Here is an 18259-nt window from a genome sequence, read left to right as displayed (position 1 = left end):
GACTACGACTCGACGACGCCGGCCCCTCCTCGGGCCGGCGTCGTCTTCGTTGTGCGACGAGACACCAGGGCCAGCACACCGACGGCGATCAGGGCGACCAGCCCGCCCCAGCCGACGACCAGCTGCACCCAGCCGCCCACGACGACGGCGGGCGTGAAGCCCGTCCGCAGCGGCACGTCGGTCACCATGTGCCCCGCCTCGCCCGCCGGCAGGCCGTCGATCGTCGAGCCGTCCGGCGCGATGACCTGACTCGTTCCGACCGTGGAGAGGTTCACCACGGCGCGCCCCGTCTCGATCGCCCGCATACGCGCGAACGCGAGCTGCTGCAGGTTCTCGTCGGTGTCGCGGAAGTCCGCGTTGTTCGTCTGGAACATGTACACCTCGGCGCCCTCGCGCGCGCCCCGCCAGATGACGTCGTCGTAGATGACGTCGAAGCAGATCGCCAGCCCGACGCCGATCCCATCGAGATCGAAGAAGGGTGCGTTCGAGCCCGGCGTGTACTCGCGCTGGATCAGCCCGATGAGATCGGGCGCGATGGCCTCGAAGAACCACCGGTCGGGAACGTACTCCCCCATCGGCACCGGGTTGGCCTTGTCGTGCAGCTGAACGGCGCCCTCGCCCCGTACCCACAGCATCGACGTGTTGAACGTGTCGTCACCGCGTTGCGTCGCGGCGTTCACGATGAGCGGCGCGTCGACCTGCGCGGCAAGGCGGTCGAGCACCGAGGCGGTCGTCGTGTTCGCGAGCGGATCCGAGTCGATCCCGCCCTCGGGCCACAGCAGCACGTCGATGTCCTCCCCGAAGAGCGGAGCGGATGCCGCGAGCTGAGCGTTCAGCACCGCATTGCGGGGGCGCTCGTCGAAGTATCCCGACGGGCCGTTGCCCTGCACGGCGCCGACCCTCAGGTCGCCCGCAGCCGCCGTGGGAAAAGCGGGGACGGCGACGAGCAGCACGGCCAGGGCCGCGGACGGGATCGCCGTGCGCACGTCGCGGAAGCGCCGCAGCCGGACCCACTCGATCACGGCCGCCGTGAAGAAGACCATGAGGAACGTGAGGCCGGCCACGCCGACCCACGACGTGATGTGCGCGAGCGGGCTCTCGGATTGGCTCATCCCGATGCGCCCCCACGGGAATCCCGTGTACGGCCAGGAGCCCATGAACAGTTCGCGCCCCGTCCACAGGGCGCCGACGAGCGCGGGAAGCCCGATGAGGCGCCACCAGCGCCCGGGAAGGGCCCGCGGCATCCATCGGTAGGCCAGGGCGATCGGGATCGATCCGACCCCCATGAAGAGCGTCTCGATGCCCGAGAGGGCGAACCACGGGACGACGCCCAGGTAGCGCGTGATCCACATGATGTGGATCAGATAGAACGACGCGCCGAACACGAGACCGACCAGCAGCGCACTCCAGGCGCCGCGGCCGATGAGCGCGACGAGCGACAGACCCACGCCGACGAACGCGAGCGGCCACCAGCCGACCGACGGGAAGGCGAGATCGAGGATGGCGCCACCCGCGGCGGACACGATGATCGCGGCCCACAGGGGCAGCAGCGGGCGGGTGCGGGGCGTCGGCGGCATTCGAACGCTCACACCGACGAGTACGCCACGATGCCGCGCCGTACGCCGTCGAGGGCTTTGCGCGCCGTGCGGGCGAGCTTCGCGTCGGCCACGAGCGAGAGCTGGTCGAGCAGGTCGATCGTCTGCTTGGCCCAGCGCACGAAGTCTCCCGCCGCCATGTCCGCCTGATCGAGGACACGCTCCAGCGGCAGCCCGTTCGCCCACGAAGCCATCGCGCGGGCAAGGCTCGCAGCGATCGGCTCGGATCCCGGCAACTCGTGCGCGCGCTCGAGATCGTCCAGACGCTGCCACAGCGTCAGCGTGTCGGCGAAAGCCTGGCGGAAGGGACCGCGGGGCAGGTCGTGCTCCCCCGCCATCGCATCGTCGCGGCGCGGCTCGTACACGATCGAGCACGCGAGCGCCGCCAGCGCGGCGGCATCCAATTCTTCCCAGATGCCCTGGCGCAGCGACTCGGCCACGAGCAGGTCGCGCTCGCCGTAGATGCGCCGCATGGTACGGCCCGCGCCCGTGAGCGTCGTCGAGCCGTCGTCCTCGATCCGCACGTAGTCGAGCTCGCTGAGCACGTCGACGACGCGGTCGAAGACACGGGCGACGGCCCCCGTGCGCGTCTCGATCTGGCGACGCAGTTTGCCGACGGTGCGCTTGAGCTTCCAATACCGCTCCGCCCAGCGCGCATGGTCCTCTCGCTCGGGACACGAGTGGCACGCGTGCCGCTGCATGCGTGTGCGCAGGGTCGAGATCTGGCGCTGGCGCTTGTCGCGCGTCGCCCGCGAGGCCGTGGCGTCCTTGCGGTTGAGCTTCTCGAGGTCGCTCAGCTCGCGACGGATGCCGGAATATTCGGCGAAGTCGCCGCGATCGCACGTCATCGACTTCTCGTAGCCGGCGAGCGACTGCTCCTGCTCGCGCACCTGGCGGGCGAGCCCCACGACGGCGCGGTCGGCCTGGAACTGCGCGAAGGACGACTCGAGGATCTGCCGTGCGCGGGCGCGCCCGAACTGATCGATCAGGTTGACGGCCATGTTGTAGGTGGGGCGGAAGCTCGAGTTGAGCGGATACGTCCGTCGCGAGGCGAGGGCGGCGACGGCCTGCGGATCCAGACCCTCGGTCCACTGCACGACGGCGTGCCCCTCGACGTCGATTCCGCGACGCCCCGCGCGACCGGTCAGCTGCGTGTACTCGCCCGACGTGATGGCGACGCGTGCTTCGCCGTTGAACTTCTCGAGCTTCTCGAGCACGACGGTGCGGGCGGGCATGTTGATCCCGAGCGCGAGCGTCTCGGTCGCGAAGACGACCTTGACGAGCTTGCGCTGGAACAGCTCCTCGACGACTTCCTTGAACGCCGGGAGCAGACCGGCATGGTGGGATGCCACGCCTCGCTCGAGATTGTCGAGCCACTGCCAGTACCCCAGCACCTCGAGGTCCTCGTCGAGGAGCGTGCGCGTGCGTTCTTCGACGATCGCACGGATCTCGAGACGCTCCTCGTGCGAGGTCAGCCGCACGCCGCCGCGACGCACCTGCTGCACGGCGGCGTCGCAGCCCGCCCTGCTGAAGATGAAGAAGATCGCGGGCAGAAGATTCGCCCGGCCCAGCAGCTCGACCGCCTCGGGGCGGTCGATCCGCTCGACGCGCTGCGCGTCCCGCGGGCGTGGCTGACGCCGCTGGCCTCGGCGACGGTCGGTGAACGCCGGGCCCTTCGCAGACCGGATGCGCAGCAGCTCCTGGTTGACCTGCGCCGTCGCGATCCCGGCCCGATCGTCGAAGAGGGGCAGCAGGTCACCGCGCACGAGAACGTGCTGCTCGAGCGGCACGGGGCGCGTCTCGGAGACGATGACCTCGGTGTCCCCGCGCACCGTGTCGAGCCAGTCGCCGAACTCCTCGGCGTTGGACACGGTCGCCGACAGCGACACGAGCCGCACGGCGGGCGGCAGGTGGATGATGACTTCTTCCCACACCGCCCCGCGGAAGCGATCGGCGAGGTAGTGCACTTCGTCCATCACGACGAAGCGCAGGCCCCGCAGAGCGGGCGAGTCGGCATACAGCATGTTGCGCAGCACTTCGGTCGTCATGACGACGACGCGCGCATTGCCGTTGATGTTGGTGTCGCCCGTGAGCAACCCCACCTCGTCGGCGCCGTAGACCTCTTGCAGTTCCCGGAACTTCTGGTTCGACAGGGCCTTCATGGGCGTCGTATAGAACGCCTTGTCGCCCGGCTCGCGCATCGCCAGGTGCACGGCGAACTCGCCGACGATCGTCTTGCCCGCCCCCGTGGGTGCGGCGACGAGAACGCTGCGCCCGGCCTCGAGTGCCTCGCATCCCGCGATCTGGAACGGATCCAGCTCGAAGCGCTGCGCCTGCGCGAACGCCGCCGTCACGGGACTGTGACGCTCGCGTGAAGACCGTTCGCGCGCCCGCGCATAGCGCTCGGCGGGACCGACGTCGCTCATGGTTGTGCCTCCGGATCGAGCAGCGTGGCGTTGCGCTTGGCATTGCGCCGATCGAACAGCATGGACAGCCCCGCAGCGGCGAAGAAGAGCAGGATCAGGATGCCGGCGAGCAAGAGCGTCGTGACGACGTCGGCGGGCGGCGTGGCGATGGCGGCGAAGGTGACCGCGATGAGCACCGCGACCCGCCATCCCTTCAGGATCGCCCTGCCCGACATGACCCCGGCGACGTTCAGCGCGACGAGGAAGATCGGCAGGACGAAGGCCACACCGACGAACACGAGCAGCTTGAAGACGAAGTCGTAGTAGTAGATGGCGTCGTAGAAGGCCGCAGCCCCCTCGGGCACGAACTCGGCCATCAGCTTCACGATGTTGGGCATGACATACAGGCCCGTCGCGCATCCGGCGAAGAAGAGCGGCACGGCCGCGCACACGAAGCACACCGTGTAGATGATCTCCTTGCGGCGAAGCCCCGGCATGATGAAGGCCCAGATCTGCCAGAGCCAGATCGGTGCGGACAGCAGGATGCCGATCGCGAAGGCCATCCGGAGCTTGAGGTCGAATCCCGAAGTGACGGTGCTGTACATCAGCTCGACGCGCGACGCGTCACCGCGCGACTCCGCGACGATGCGGATGGGTTCGGTGATGACGTGAAGCACCGGATCGGTGATCAGGAACGCGACCACCATCGCGACCACGAGCGCCGCGGCGCAGATGATGAGGCGGTTCTTCAGTTCGACGAGATGGCCGCCCAGGGACATCCGCCGGTCACGGCGCGAAGGTCTGCGTCCGCGTGCGTGCGGTTGCTCAGCCGTCACCACGGACGACTACTGCTTGGGGTTGGATGCCCCACCCGAATTCGAGGAGTTCTCGGTCGGTGATGCAGGTACAGAGTGGGACGGATCGGCGACGGAGCTGGTCGTCGCGGAGTCCGTCGCCTTGTCGTCCTCTTTCATGGCCTTCATCTCGCCCTTGAACACGCGAGCCGACTGGCCCATGCTCTTGGCGAGCGCCGGGAGCTTGGCCGCGCCGAAGAGCAGAAGGATCACGGCCAGGATGAGGAGCCACTGCCAGCCTTGGATTCCCATGAGTGTCCTTCTTCCAGGATGTCGTCGCCCCAGTGTAACCCCGCCGACTTTATGCGACGCCCGTGACGGGCGAGTTGCGCGGGTGGTGTCACCGGTAGAGCGCGAGTGCGGCCGCGGCCCAATCCGCCGCCGCACGGCGGGCCGCTTCGGGCTCGACGACCTCGACGGCGCCGCCGCGACGTGTGACGAGCCGGCGCACGCTCACCTCGTCGGCGACACGCATCGTCGCCAGCGTCACGCCGTCGGTCGTCTTCAGCGTCGCACGGGCGAGGTAGTCGCCCACGAGGGGGGCGACGTCCTGCGCGAAGCGCAGGGTCACGACATCACGGCCTTCGCCCTCTTCGAACCAGTCCGGCACCCGGTCCTCGCCGTGGGTCGTGGCGATGTCGGTGAGTTCGGGGTCGCTGACGCGGTCGAGGTGGAACGTGCGCATGCCCTCGCGCAGGTGACACCAGCCCTGCAGGTACCACTGTCCGTCCGCGATGACGACCTTGACAGGATCGACCGTACGGGTCGTGGGCGCGGCATCCGGAGCCTTGTACGTGAACGACACCGCGACGCGCCGCTGCAGCGCCGCCGCGACGACGTCGCGCACGGCATCGACGGGGCCCGGGGCGACGATGACGTCGGCGGGCGTCGCCGACGCGCCGCGGGCGAGCTTGGCGAGCAGGGCCGAGAACAGCTCGGTGTCGCCGACGCCGGGGATCGTGCGCGCCAGCTGCAGCCCGGCCAGCAGCGCGGCCGCCTCACGGGCGGTGAGCCGGGGCGCGCGCTCGAGACCGACGGCGTTCGTGATCGAGATGACGCCGTGCCGGTCGAGCAGATCCCAGTCGATGTCGAACAGATCGTTCGCCATCTGCCAATATCCGCCGTCGCCGGGCAGCCCGATGACGGTGAGCTTCTCGACCATGCCACGCATCTGCTCGGGGTCGACGTCGAACTCCTCGGCGGCCTCGGCGACGGAGACCTCGCCCTTGCCGACGAGATACGGCACGAGCTGCAGCAGGAGGGCGGCGCGGTCGGTCGCGACGAGCGGCTTACGGTGCGTCATCGGTCGGCTCCGTGCAGGGCGGCGGCGGCCTCGAGCCGCGCGATGACGTGCTCGCGCAGATCGTGCGGCTCGACGACACGCACTTCGGGGCCGTACGAGGCCAGTTCGTCGGCGAAGAAGTGGACGTCGACGAACGACACGCGGATGCCCTGTTCGGCCGGCGTCGCGCGCCGACCCAGCCGCAGGGCCGCTTCGGTTCCCGGAGTGACCTCGAGCAGCGCGACGTTGCGCGCCGCGACGTCGTTGAGGCCGGTCAGTGCGCGCTCGCCGGCCCGCTCACGCGATGTCGCATCGAAGGACTCCCTTGTCAGCTCGACATCGCCCACGATGCGCGAGAGCAGGAACGTGCGCTCGGCCGCGGCATCCGTGTCGATGCCGTACACATGCCAGCGCGCCTCGTACTCGACGAGCGCGAGCGGCTGCATGCGACGTCGGCGCGCGGTCTTCTCGCCCGGCTTGAGATAGGAGAAGCGCACGACGCGCGCCTGCTCGATCGCCCGCTGCAGGGCGGTGAAGCTCGGCTCGCGCACGCTGATGCGCGGAGAGAACCCGATGATCGGCTCGTCCACGGGGATCCCGAGTGCCCGGATCTTGCGCAGACCGCTGCGCGCATCGGCCGACAGCGAGCTCTCGCTCCACACACCGCCCGCGAGGGTCAGGAGCGCGACTTCGGCGGGTGTGAAGACGATGTCCTCCGGAAGTTCGTATTCCGCCGTGGGCACGCGATACCGGGCTTCGCGCAGGTCATCGGGATCCGCCCAGTCGCCGATCGTCTCGATCGGGATGCCGAGACCGCGCAGGTTCTCCTTGTCGCGCTCGAACATCTTCTCGAGCGCGTCCTTGGAGGCACCGGCATCCGCCTGCTCCCGGTACCCCGCGACGGAGCGCAGGATCGTGTCCTTCGTCAGCCCCTGCTCGGTCGCCATCAGCGCCACGACGAGATTGACCAGCCGCTCTTCGGGCGGACTCTTGGCAGGGGCGTTCGCGGGCACCTCCTCATCTTAGGGTCGGTGCCGCGGTCGGGGCCGGAGCCGTGGCTACTGCGTCGGTGCGTCGTCGAGCCCGAGGATGTCGACGACGAACACGAGCGTCGAGTTCGCCGGGACGGCGCCCTGCGCCTCGTTTCCGAAGCCCTCCGACGGCGGAACGACGACGAGCACCTGGGAGCCGACCGTCTCGCCCTCGAGCGCCTCATCGAGCGCCGGCAGGAACGAGCCGAGCGTGATGGACGGCGGTTCGCTCTCCCACGTCGACTGGAATTCCTCGCGGGTCTCCCAGACGGTGCCCGTGAGATGGATGCGCACGGGCTGCTCCCCCGTCACGACGGGACCGGTGCCGCGCTTGATCGTCTGCACCACGACCTCGGTCGGGGGCGCCGCGTCCGGGATCGTGACACCGGGACGCCCGTTGGTCGCACGCACGACGCTCGGAAGACCGAAGCCGGACTGGAAGACATCGGCGCCGTCGGCCTTGGCGCGGTACACGGTGCGTACGTCGATGACGGCGACGGCGGAGTCGTCAGGGCCGATGCCGATCGAGGTGGCGGAACCCTCTTCGATGTCACCGGGTGCGAGTGCGACGACGGTGCGGGTGCCTTCGGTCGCGCAGTGCAGGATCTCGGGCAGAGCGGGGATCGCACCCTGCAGCACCGTGAGCGGAATCGGGTTGTAGGCCTGCTCGAGAGCGGGCTCGCCCGTGCGGCCGTTCACGATCGTGAGGTTGAGCCCGACGAGCTGACCGTCGTTCTCGACCGCCATGCCCTCGCCCGTCACGACGTCGCGCACGGCGATGTCGGTCGCACGGAACTGCGGGTACACCGAGATCTCGGCGGCGGTGTCGATGTCGGTCGAGACCGTCACCGCGTCGAGGACGGCACGGTCCAGGTCAGGACGCTCGCATGCCGCGCTCGAGGGCGCTGTGCACCCGACGAGGCCGACGGCGGCGAGGCCGAGAACCGAGACGGCCGCGGGGATCAGTGGGAATCTGCGCACCTGGACATCCTAAGTGGAAGACGTGGTCTCGCCGGGCGCGCGTCCCTCGGCGGCGATGCGCGCGCCGTCGGCGGCCTTCTGCGCCTCGCGCACGCGCTTGCGCAGATTCTTGTCGGAGATCTGGCGGTCCCCCACCGCTCCGGGAGTCCACAGCTCGACGTCCTCGTCGCCGTAGCTCGACTTCGACGCACGACGTTTGACCTCGGGCAGGACTGCTCCGGGGGCCAGTCGTCGCGCCCAGATCAGGAAGCCGGTGTGCGCGACCATGCGATGATCGGGCCGCACAGCCAGTCCCTCGACGTGCCAGCCGCGCACCATCGTCTCGTTCGCGTCGGGCTCGGTGAACAGTCCCGTGCCGCGGATGTACTCCGCGACGCGACTCAACTGGGTCGCCGTCGCGACATAGCAGAGCACGACGCCGCCGGGGGTCAGCGCCTCGGCGACGACGTCGATGCACTCCCACGGGGCGAGCATGTCGAGCACGACGCGATCGACGGAGCCCTGGGCGACCGCGGCGGGCAAGGACGCCACCAGGTCGCCCACGACGACCTGCCAGTTCTCGGGCGTTCCGCCGAGGAATGTGCTGACGTTGGCCGTGGCGACCTCGGCGAACTCCTCGCGGCGCTCGAACGACACGACGCGCCCCGTCGCGCCGACCGCACGCAGCAGCGACAGCGACAGCGCACCCGACCCGACACCCGCTTCGACGACGACGGATCCGGGGAAGACGTCGGCCTGCGTGACGATCTGCGCGGCATCCTTCGGGTAGACGATCGCGGCGCCGCGCGGCATCGACATGACGAAGTCGCGCAGCAGAGGACGCAGGGCGAGGTATTCGTGCCCGGCGCTGTTGGCCACGACCGAACCGTCCGGCAGCCCGACGAGCGCGCTGTGCGGCAGCACTCCGTGGTGGGTGTGCAGCTCGCCGTCCTCGCGCAGCGTGATCGTGTGCAGACGCCCCTTGGGACCGGTCAGCTGAACGCGGTCGCCGAGCCGGAAGGGCCCGCGGGGTTGCTCGGTCACGGGGCGTCTCCGCTCGTGCGACGCGACATGTGGACGGCCGAGACGTCGGCGGTCGTGCGCCCCTCGAGCGTCGGCCAGATCGCGTGGGCGCCGACCCCCTCGAGAGACACCATGAGCGGCACGCCGATCGACGTGGCGCCCGACGCGACAGCCGAGCGCATCCCGTTCGGGGAGTCTTCGATCGCGGCGGTCTGCTCGGGGGCGGCCCCGAGCGCCTCGCATGCCTGCAGGTAGGGGTCGGGGAAGGGCTTCGGTCGTGTGGCGTCGTCTCCGGCGACGACGACGTCGAACATGTCGTCGCCGATGAGGTCGGCGATCGCGCTCGCCATGCGGCGCATCGACATCGTGACGAGCCCGGTCTTGATTCCGGCGGCGCGCAGATCGCGCAGCAGCTCGCGTGCGCCGGGCCGGAACGGCACGCCCTCGGCGGCGATGGTGCTCATGACCGTGTCGGTCAGGTGGTCGACGATGTCCTCGACGCTCATGCGTACGCCGGCGTCCTGCAGGATGCGCGCAGCATCGGCGAGCCCCAGTCCCACCAGGCTCAGCGCCTGCTCCGGCGTCCACTCACCGCTGAAGCGGCCCACGAGCGCGGCCTCGGCCGCCATCCAGTGCGACTCGGTGTCGACGAGGGTTCCGTCCATGTCCCACAGGACGGCGGCAAGAGGTGCAGAGGTCATCGTTCCATCGTATCCAGCGGCGTACCGGCTGCCGGGCGGCCGGGGCTGGCGCCTATCCTGGTAAAAGCCCGCGCCGCGGGCGGAGGAGGCCGTGTGTCCGGACTGGGTCGGAGAGTCGTCGTCGCTGCGTTCGACGGATGGAACGACGCCGGGGAGGCTGCCTCGTCGGCCATCGCCCATCTGCGTGCGGCGGGCGAGTACGAACCCGTCTTCTCCGTCGACCCCGAACTGTACTTCGACTACCAGTACACGCGGCCGCACATCGAGGCCGACGGCGAGGGCCGGCGGTCGCTGCGCTGGCCCGAGACGACGCTCCTGCGGCCAACGCATGCGACGGGATCCACCGAGCTGTGGCTGCTCACGGGCGTCGAGCCCGCGCGGGCATGGCAGGCCTACGCCGGCGAACTCATCGATGTCGCTTTGCGAGAAGACGTCTCGGGGCTCGTCTGCCTCGGCTCGATGATGTCCGACGTGCCGCACACACGACCGATCTCGATCTTCGCGGGCAGCGAGAACGAGAGCCTGCGTGCGGCGCTCAAGCTCGAACGCAGCACGTACGAGGGCCCCGTCGGCATCATGAGCGTGCTCACCGACGCCGCCGACACCGCCGGCATCCCCTCTGCCGGCCTCTGGGCGAGCGTGCCGCACTACGTCGCGGGCCACACGCCCTCTCCCAAAGCGACTCTCGCGCTCCTCGAGCGGCTCGGCGAGCTCACGTCGGCCGAGATCTCGCCCGGTGAGCTGCCCGCGCAGGCTGCCGCGTGGGAGGCCTCGATCGATGCCGCCGCCGCGGACGACGACGAGATGACCGAGTACATCCGCCAACTCGAGCACACGCGCGACACATGGGACTCACCCGAGGCCTCGGGCGACGCGATCGCGCAGGAGTTCGAGAAGTACCTGCGCCGGGGGTCCGAGGGCCCCGGAAAGCCCGGGCGCGACGACCCGCGCCGTTAGCGGCGGACGATCACTGCGCCTGCAGCACCCCCGTGCTCAGCAGCACGAGGACGAGTGAGCCGAGCGCGACGCGGTAGATCACGAACGGCAGGAAGCTGCGCTTGGAGATCCAGCTCATGAAGAACGCGATGACGCCGAGCGCGACGACGAACGCGACACCGGTCGCGATGGCCGTCTCACCGAGCGTGAACACCGCCGGCTCGCCCCAGCTCTTGAACAGCTGATAGAAGCCGCTGCCGAAGACGGCCGGAATGGCCAGCAGGAAGGCGTAGCGTGCGGCCGCCGCGCGCTCATATCCCATGAACAGCCCCGCGGTGATCGTGCCCCCCGAGCGTGACACACCCGGGATGAGCGCGAGCGACTGCGCGAACCCGTAGACGACGCCGTCTCCCACCGTCAGCTGGCGGAGCTTGCGCTTCTTCGCCCCGACATGGTCGGCGATGCCCAGCAGCACACCGAAGAGGATCAGCATCGCCGCGACGAGCCACAGCGACCGGAACGTCGTCTCGATCTGGTCCTGGAACAGCAGCCCCAGCACGACGATCGGGATGCTGCCGATGATGATCAGCCAGCCCATCCGGGCGTCCGGATCGCTGTGCGGGATGCGCCCTGCCAGCGCCCTGCACCAATTGCCGATGATCCGCACGATGTCGTGCCAGAAGAACACGACGACCGCCGCCTCGGTGCCGATCTGCGTGATCGCCGTGAAGGCCGCGCCCGGGTCTTCCGCAGACGGCAGGAGCTCGCCGAGGATCCGCAGGTGGGCGCTGGACGAGATCGGGAGGAACTCGGTCAGTCCCTGGACGAGTCCGAGGATGATCGCCTCGAAAAGGTGCATTCGGGTCCTTCAGTAGGTGCGGAGCAGGTCGGTCAGCACGCGCTGCCCGAAGACGAGCGCGTCCAGCGGAACACGTTCGTCGACACCGTGGAACATGCCGGTGAAATCCAGATCGGCGGGCAGCCGCAGCGGCGCGAAGCCGTAGCCGGCGATGCCGAGCTTCGCGAGCGCCTTGTTGTCGGTTCCGGCGCCCAGCAGGTACGGGATCACCGGGACGCCCGGATCGTGGCGGCCGAGGGCGGCGACCATCGCGTCGACGAGCCCGCCCTCGAAGGATGCCTCGAGGCCGACGTCGCGCACGACGGTCTCGACGTCGATGTCGGCTCCGACGATGCGCTGGATCTCACTGAGGACGGCGTCCTCCTGCCCGGGAAGCGTGCGCACGTCGATGAGCGCTTCGGCCGTGTCGGGGATGACGTTGTGCTTGTATCCGGCAGTGAGTCCGGTCGGGTTCGCCGTCGTGCGGAACGTCGAGCGCAGAAAAGCGGATGCCGCGCCATACCGCTCGGCGACGGCATCGGGATCGGCGGGGTCGGCATCGGCGAGCATCGCCAGGTCGTCGACCATGCGGCGCGTCGTCGGCGTCATCGCGAGCGGCCATGACGTGCGCCCGAGGGCGGCGACCGCTTCGGCGAGCCGCGTCACGGCGTTGTCCGGGTGCACTCGACTGCCGTGCCCGGCACGCCCGTGAGCGCGGAGTCGGATCCAGCACAGCGCCTTCTCCCCCGTCTGCAGCAGGTAGGCGCGCTTGTCGCCTGTCGCGATGGAGTACCCGCCGACCTCGCTGATGGCCTCGGTCGCGCCCGCGAACCATTCCGGTCGGTCGCGCACGACGAGCGCGGATCCTTCCGCGCCCCCGGCTTCTTCGTCTGCGAAGAACGTCACGATGATGTCGCGCGCGGGCTGCTCCCCCGCGCGCAGGATGTCGCCGATCGAGGTGAGGATCATGGCGTCCATGTCCTTCATGTCGACCGCGCCGCGGCCCCACAGCATGCCGTCGCGGATCTCGCCGGCGAACGGATCGACGCTCCAGTCCTCGGCGATGGCCGGTACGACATCGAGGTGACCGTGCAGCACGAGTGCGGGACGAGACCGATCCCGCCCGGGCACGCGCGCGCACACGTTGGTCCGGCGCGGAACGGGCTCGAAGTACTGCGTCGTGAGACCGAGCCCCTCGAGGTATGACCCGGCGTATTCAGCCGCTTCACGCTCGCCCCGGGCGTTGCCTTCGCCGTGGTTGGTCGTGTCGATGCGGATGAGATCGCGTGCGACCGCGACGACCTCCGGCAGCGTCGTGTCGGGTGTGGGCATGCGGACTAACCTACCTGCCCGCTCGATTCGGTTTCGTCCGCCGGAACGTGCTAATGTCGACCCTCGGTTGCGAAACCGAAAACCACCTCGCGCGGGTGGCGGAATTGGTAGACGCGCTAGCTTGAGGTGCTAGTGCCCGTATAGGGCGTGGGGGTTCAAGTCCCCCCTCGCGCACAAAATGAAAAGGCCCCCGAAAGGGGGCCTTTTTGTTTTGTCCCCGCGGGTCGGTCGCGAACCCTCGTGAGGGACAGGTCGCGCACACCGGGTTGCGGCCGGTCGGGAGGACCGCGATCATGGCAGCGAGCCGAGAAGTGATGCGCGCCGTGAGTGTGACCCGTCTTGCCGAGATCGTCGATACCCGAGGAATCACGCTCGTGGAAGACGTGCACGATGCCGATGAGTTCGCCGAGATCGCGACGCGCGTCACCCGCCCGCACACGATCCTGCCCCGCTCGCCCGACGCCCGTCTCGATGCGCGGCTGACCGCACTGCCCCTCGGGGACATCGCCGTCAGCCGAGTGACCTACGGCGCCGATGTCTCGGTCATCCCGGGCGACGACGAGCCCGACAGCTTCCTGTTCCCGCTCTCGATGGCGGGCACGGCGCGACTTCGCTACGGCAACGAGAGCGTACCGATCGCGTCGAGCGATACGACGGTCATCGCGCCGTACCGCGAGTTCCGCTCGGACATCGACGCCGATTACGAGCAGGTCCTCGTCGCGGTATCGCGCTCACGGATCGAGCGGGTCGCGGCATCCCTCCTGCTCGGTGACGTCGGCGACGTCCTCGATATGCCGCTGACGACCTTCGACCTACCCGACGCCGTGCTGCGCATGTTGGAAGCACTCGCTCTCCTCGTCGACGAGACCGGACCGCTCGGCGATCCCGACCTGCGGAATCGACTGCAAGACGTCGCACTGGAGAGTCTGCTGCTGAGCGTCCCGTCCTTCCGCGAACGGCTGCCCGCCCGCGGCGACGTCCGTTCCGCGCGTGTCCGCGCCGCGATGGAGTACATGCTCGACCGCGTGAGCGAGCCCGTCTCGTTCGCCGCCGTCGCTGCGGCGGTCGGTGTGAGTCCGCGCGGACTGCAGCTCGCGTTCCGCAAGGCGGTCGGCACGACACCGTCGGCGTGGCTGCGCACGAAGCGCCTCGAACGGGCCCACCGAATGCTCACGGCGGCAGACCCGGCATCGACGACGGTGACCTCGATCGCGAATGCGTGCGGGTTCTTCCACCCCGGCGAGTTCGCCGGGCACTTCCGGGCGGCATACGGGATCGCCCCCTCGGCGCTGCTGGGACGCCCTGCTTCGTGTATCCGCTCCTGACACATCGGTTCTCCGATGGCGGTCACCGCGCGTCCGCGCTGTAATGACGACGATGAGCATCCCCAAGGCCACCTTCTTCGTCGGTTCGTCCGCGTGCGCCCTCCTGGCGGGAACGGCGGCGAGCGTGGTGCGCGCCGCTCGGGACCTGACACTGCCGCAGATCGCGCTGGTGCACACGCGTCAGCGACAGCACGTGCGAGATCCGAGCCGGCCCATCGTGTCGACGTTCCTCTTCTCGCAGACGGACCTGCCCCTCCCCGTGCCCGGCGACGATCCCGCCGTCGCGCTCGCCGTGCCGCGGGAACGTGTGGGACTGCACGTTCTTCCGACCCTGGTGCATCTGCCGATGACCCCGCTCGTGCGGGCTTCACGCTCGATGCTGCGCAGCCTGCAGCGCGACCTGGCAGCGCAGCGCGACCATCTCGAGCACGTGGAAGACGTGGCTCTGAGCCTCATCCGTGCCGTCGTGCTGCAGCACGCGAGCCGAAGCGACGAGGTCGACGACTCGTCGCTGACCGCCCAGCTCGAGGCGTTCATCGACGCCCACCACCGCGACCCGCTGCTGGATGTGGACGGCATCGCACAGAGACTGCACTTCAGCCGTCGCCAGCTCTACCGCTTCGCGCGCGGAGACGGCGTCGCCGCCATGCTCGCCGAGCGCCGCCTCGCCACGGCGTGCGACCTGCTGCGCGAACAGTCCGACCTGTCGATCACCGAGGTCGCGCTCATGTCCGGCTTCACGAGCGCATCCCGTCTGCGCGTGCACGTCATGCGCCGCTTCGGGGTGACACCGACGGAGTACCGCGACGGAGCAGAGTGCGCGGCACGAGACAGCGACCTCAGCCGAGCGTGACGCCGAAGGCCAGACCGAGCGCGTAGGTGACAGCGGCCGCACCGAACCCGATCGCCAGCTGGCGCAGAGCACGCCGCCACGGCGGCGCGCCGGACAGCAGCCCCACCGTGGCGCCCGTGCACAGCAGCGCCGCACCGACGAGCACGAGCGCGGTGACCACGGCCGCGAGCCCGGACAGCCCGAAGAGCCACGGCAGCACGGGGATGATCGCTCCCGACGCGAAGAACAGGAAGCTCGACAGCGCGGCGCTCCACGCGTTTCCGACGACGTCGTGCGCGCGGGCCCGCTCGGGTCGAACGGGCGCCTCGTCGCCGGCCTGGGCTGCGGCCACGGCGCGCCGAGCACGGTCGAGGGCCTCGATCTCGGGCATCCCCCGCGTGCGGTACACCAGCGCGAGTTCGTTCGCGTCGAGGTCGAGGTCCAGCAGCGCGGCGGCCGTATATTCGCTGGGTTCGGTGGCGTCCAGCAGCTCACGCTGCGAGCGCACCGACACGAACTCGCCCGCCGCCATCGACAGGGCACCCGCGAGGAGGCCGGCGATGCCGGAGAACAGCACGAACCGCGAATCCACTCCCGTCGCGCCGATGCCGAGCACCAGGGCGAGGTTCGAGACGAGTCCGTCGTTCGCGCCGAACACCGCTGCGCGGAACGTGCCGGACAGACGGCGGCGCCCGCGCGCGGCGAGCCCCCGCACGACCTCGTGGTGGATGCGCTCATCCGCCGCCATGCGAGGTGTCGCGAACGGCTCGTCGTCGTACGGCGAGCGCGCTTCGGCGTTCTGGGCGAGGGCGAGCACGAAGATCCACCCGAACCGCTTCGCCATCCAGCCCAGCACGAGCGTGCGCGTCTCGGGCCGGGGCGCATGGACGGGCTCGCCCCCGAGCAGGTGCAGCCAGTGCGCCTCGTGCCGCCCTTCGGCCTCGGCGAGCGCCAGCAGGATGTCGCGCTCTTCACCATCGCGGCGCGTCGCGAGCTGACGGTAGACCTGGGCCTCGGCGCGCTCGTTCACGAGATACCGTGCCCACCGTCGTCGGTCGCGGGCGGTCGGTTCAGCGGGCGCGGTCAATCGAGGCCTCCGGGCAGGGTGACGGATGCCTCCACGCTAGCGACGCCGTGACGGCGACGAGGGCGCGAGAGCGCGGATTACCAGCATTTCGGACCCCCGAACGCCGCTCACGACCGCACGCGGGCGCGCAGCAGGTCGATGCGGGCCTGCAGTTGCGCAACGGTCGCCTGTGCGACGCTCGGGCCTCCGCACACGCGGCGCAGCTCGGCGTGCACGGCACCGTGCGGCTCGCCGGATTGCCGCGCATACAGTCCCACGAGGCTGTTCAGCAGCTGGCGCTGCTCCTTCAGCGTGCGGTGCAGGGCCGCCGGCGGGACATCCGGCGCGGGATCGTCGGGCGCCGGCTGCTGCGATTCGCGAACCCGACGGTGGCGGCTCTGACGTGCCTGACGCTGCACGAGCAGCTCGTGCACGTGCTCGGGCTCGAGCAGGCCGGGCAGCCCCAGGAACTCCTCTTCTTCGGGAGTGCCGGGCACAGCGAGCTGGCCGAACTCCTTGCCGTCGTAGAGCACGCGGTCGAAGTGGGCGAGGGATCCGAGCGCCTGGTAGGTGAACTCGTACGTCAGGGCATCCGAAGCGCTGTCGCCCTGCTCGGCGGCGTCGAGCAGGTCGTCATCGAGCGCCCACTCGTCATCCTCGCTCTCGCGGTCGAGGGCGTGATCGCGTTCGACCTCCATGGCGTTGGCGAGGGCGAGCAGCTGCGGAACGTTCGGCAGGAAGACGCTCGCCGTCTCGCCGCGGCGCCGCGCGCGGACGAAGCGACCGATCGCCTGCGCGAAGAACAGCGGCGTCGAGGCGCTGGTGGCATACACGCCGACCGCCAGTCGCGGCACGTCGACACCCTCCGACACCATGCGGACGGCGACCATCCAACGCCGGGTGTTGTTCGCGAACTGCTCGATGCGTGCCGACGCGCCCTCCTCGTCGGACAGCACGACGGTCGTCGGCTCGCCCGTGAGCCGGTCGAGGATCTCGGCATAGGCCCGTGCGGCGGTCTGATCCGTCGCGATCACGAGGCCACCGGCATCCGGAACCTGCTCGCGCACTTCGCTCAGGCGCCGGTCGGCCGAGCGCAGTACGGCGGGAATCCACTCCCCCTCGGGATCGAGCGCCGTGCGCCACGCCTGCGCCGTGACGTCCTTCGTGTTGTCCTGCCCGAGCTGCGCCTCCATCTCGTCGCCCGTCTTGGTGCGCCAGCGCATCTGGCCGGCGTAGACGAGGAAGAGCACGGGCCGCACGACGCCGTCTTCGAGCGCACGACGGTACCCGTAGTTGTAATCGGTGCGCGAGACGCGGATGCCTTTGTCGTCGGGGTGGTATTCGACGAACGGGATCGGTGCGGTGTCGCTGCGAAACGGGGTCCCCGACAGCAGCAGCCGCCGCGTCGCGCGGCCGTACGCCTCGCGCAGCGCGTCGCCCCAGCTGAGCGCGTCACCGCCGTGGTGGACCTCGTCGAGGATCACCAGCGTGCGCCGGTCATGGATGAGCCGTTCGTGCACCGACGATTTGACGGCGACCTGCGCGTAGGTGACCGCGACGCCGTGGAACTGCCGCGACGGCAGACCGTGGCGGTTGCTGAAGTGCGGATCGAGGCGGATCGAGACGCGAGCCGCGGCATCCGCCCACTGGGTCTTGAGGTGCTCGGTCGGCGCGACGACGACGATGCGCTCCACGATGCCACGGCGCAGCAGCTCGCTCGCGAGCCGCAGGGCGAAGGTCGTCTTGCCGGCGCCGGGGGTCGCGGCGGCGAGGAAGTCCCGCGGACCGCCGCCGGGACCGTCAGGTCCGTCGAGACCGAAGTACAGGTCGAGCGCCTCTGCCTGCCAGGCCCGAAGTCGCTGAGCCGTACCCCACGGGGCACGCTGCGGATACGCGGGCGACAGCTGCTCGGCGGCGAAGCTGCCGAAGTGCTCGGGCACGTCGGTCGTCACCGGTTCGGCAGCGGCGATCGCGTCGTCCACTGGCTCCCCTTTCCGCGACGGCCGTCCCACAGCCGCGGACAGCACGATTGACCACCCTAATCCGTGCCGCCGACATGATCGGCGCGCGCGCTACGCT

The 18259-nt window shown here is 69.8% G+C and carries 16 protein-coding genes and 1 tRNA gene; 4 read left to right on the top strand and 13 right to left on the bottom strand.

What is annotated here, in order from left to right; genetic code table 11:
- Positions 1 to 2: 2 nt before the first annotated feature.
- The 9 genes from lnt to ACWIBS_RS05385 all read right to left on the bottom strand — a co-directional run bounded on the left by lnt (position 3) and on the right by ACWIBS_RS05385 (position 9851).
- A complete protein-coding gene (gene lnt / locus ACWIBS_RS05425) occupies positions 3 to 1577 on the bottom strand; it encodes an apolipoprotein N-acyltransferase (protein WP_454136591.1) in 1575 nt (524 codons plus the stop codon).
- Between the two features lie 8 nt (positions 1578 to 1585).
- Positions 1586 to 4021 carry a DEAD/DEAH box helicase gene (locus ACWIBS_RS05420; RefSeq protein ID WP_376126512.1) on the bottom strand — a complete coding sequence of 812 codons (2436 nt, stop codon included), beginning with the start codon at positions 4019 to 4021 and terminating at the stop codon, positions 1586 to 1588.
- A complete protein-coding gene (gene tatC / locus ACWIBS_RS05415; RefSeq protein ID WP_376126509.1) occupies positions 4018 to 4779 on the bottom strand; it encodes a twin-arginine translocase subunit TatC in 762 nt (253 codons plus the stop codon). The genes ACWIBS_RS05420 and tatC overlap by 4 nt, the downstream gene beginning before the upstream one ends.
- A 66-nt stretch (positions 4780 to 4845) precedes the next feature.
- Positions 4846 to 5106, bottom strand: a complete 261-nt coding sequence (gene tatA / locus ACWIBS_RS05410; RefSeq protein ID WP_376126507.1) for a Sec-independent protein translocase subunit TatA — start codon at positions 5104 to 5106, stop codon at positions 4846 to 4848.
- A gap of 88 nt (positions 5107 to 5194) precedes the next feature.
- Entirely contained in the window at positions 5195 to 6157 is a 963-nt protein-coding gene (locus ACWIBS_RS05405; RefSeq protein WP_376126504.1) for a helix-turn-helix transcriptional regulator, read from the bottom strand.
- A complete protein-coding gene (locus tag ACWIBS_RS05400) occupies positions 6154 to 7149 on the bottom strand; it encodes a helix-turn-helix transcriptional regulator (RefSeq protein ID WP_376126501.1) in 996 nt (331 codons plus the stop codon). The genes ACWIBS_RS05405 and ACWIBS_RS05400 overlap by 4 nt, the downstream gene beginning before the upstream one ends.
- Positions 7150 to 7194: 45 nt before the next feature.
- Positions 7195 to 8148, bottom strand: a complete 954-nt coding sequence (locus ACWIBS_RS05395; protein ID WP_376126498.1) for an FKBP-type peptidyl-prolyl cis-trans isomerase — start codon at positions 8146 to 8148, stop codon at positions 7195 to 7197.
- A 9-nt stretch (positions 8149 to 8157) separates the two neighbouring features.
- On the bottom strand, positions 8158 to 9171 hold the full coding sequence (locus ACWIBS_RS05390) for a tRNA (adenine-N1)-methyltransferase (RefSeq protein ID WP_376126495.1): 1014 nt from the start codon (positions 9169 to 9171) through the stop codon (positions 8158 to 8160).
- The gene (locus ACWIBS_RS05385; protein ID WP_376126492.1) at positions 9168 to 9851 is read right to left on the bottom strand and encodes an HAD family hydrolase; all 684 of its coding nucleotides are present in this window, start codon (positions 9849 to 9851) and stop codon (positions 9168 to 9170) included. Before ACWIBS_RS05385 ends, ACWIBS_RS05390 begins: the two co-directional genes overlap by 4 nt.
- A gap of 93 nt (positions 9852 to 9944) precedes the next feature.
- Between ACWIBS_RS05385 and ACWIBS_RS05380 the strand changes: the two genes are divergently transcribed.
- Positions 9945 to 10808: a PAC2 family protein gene (locus tag ACWIBS_RS05380; RefSeq protein WP_376126489.1), complete on the top strand. Its 864-nt coding sequence runs from the start codon at positions 9945 to 9947 to the stop codon at positions 10806 to 10808.
- Positions 10809 to 10818: 10 nt separating this feature from the next.
- On the opposite strand, the gene ACWIBS_RS05375 is transcribed toward ACWIBS_RS05380, so the two are convergent.
- Together ACWIBS_RS05375 and ACWIBS_RS05370 are read right to left on the bottom strand one after the other, a co-directional pair.
- Complete coding sequence (locus ACWIBS_RS05375; protein WP_376126486.1) at positions 10819 to 11646, bottom strand: undecaprenyl-diphosphate phosphatase; 828 nt, start codon at positions 11644 to 11646, stop codon at positions 10819 to 10821.
- A 9-nt stretch (positions 11647 to 11655) separates the two neighbouring features.
- Entirely contained in the window at positions 11656 to 12957 is a 1302-nt protein-coding gene (locus ACWIBS_RS05370; protein ID WP_376126483.1) for a M20/M25/M40 family metallo-hydrolase, read from the bottom strand.
- 89 nt (positions 12958 to 13046) lie between these two features.
- Here ACWIBS_RS05370 and ACWIBS_RS05365 point away from each other — a divergent pair.
- From ACWIBS_RS05365 to ACWIBS_RS05355, 3 genes are all read left to right on the top strand, one after another.
- Positions 13047 to 13131, top strand: a tRNA-Leu gene (locus tag ACWIBS_RS05365).
- Between the two features lie 119 nt (positions 13132 to 13250).
- Complete coding sequence (locus ACWIBS_RS05360) at positions 13251 to 14282, top strand: helix-turn-helix domain-containing protein (protein ID WP_376126480.1); 1032 nt, start codon at positions 13251 to 13253, stop codon at positions 14280 to 14282.
- A 52-nt stretch (positions 14283 to 14334) separates the two neighbouring features.
- Positions 14335 to 15135 carry an AraC family transcriptional regulator gene (locus ACWIBS_RS05355; protein WP_376126477.1) on the top strand — a complete coding sequence of 267 codons (801 nt, stop codon included), beginning with the start codon at positions 14335 to 14337 and terminating at the stop codon, positions 15133 to 15135.
- On the opposite strand, the gene ACWIBS_RS05350 is transcribed toward ACWIBS_RS05355, so the two are convergent.
- Together ACWIBS_RS05350 and ACWIBS_RS05345 are read right to left on the bottom strand one after the other, a co-directional pair.
- Positions 15122 to 16201 (bottom strand): VIT1/CCC1 transporter family protein, encoded by a 1080-nt coding sequence (locus ACWIBS_RS05350; RefSeq protein WP_376126474.1) that lies wholly within the window; start codon positions 16199 to 16201, stop codon positions 15122 to 15124. The genes ACWIBS_RS05355 and ACWIBS_RS05350 overlap by 14 nt on opposite strands.
- Positions 16202 to 16308: 107 nt before the next feature.
- Positions 16309 to 18162, bottom strand: coding sequence for a DEAD/DEAH box helicase (locus ACWIBS_RS05345; protein ID WP_376126472.1), 1854 nt, complete (start codon positions 18160 to 18162; stop codon positions 16309 to 16311).
- Positions 18163 to 18259: the final 97 nt, after the last annotated feature.

The organism is Microbacterium sp. NPDC055442 (genome assembly GCF_053644215.1).
The sequence above is the reverse complement of the archived record's forward strand: the minus strand, read 5'-3'. Positions and strand labels throughout refer to the sequence as shown.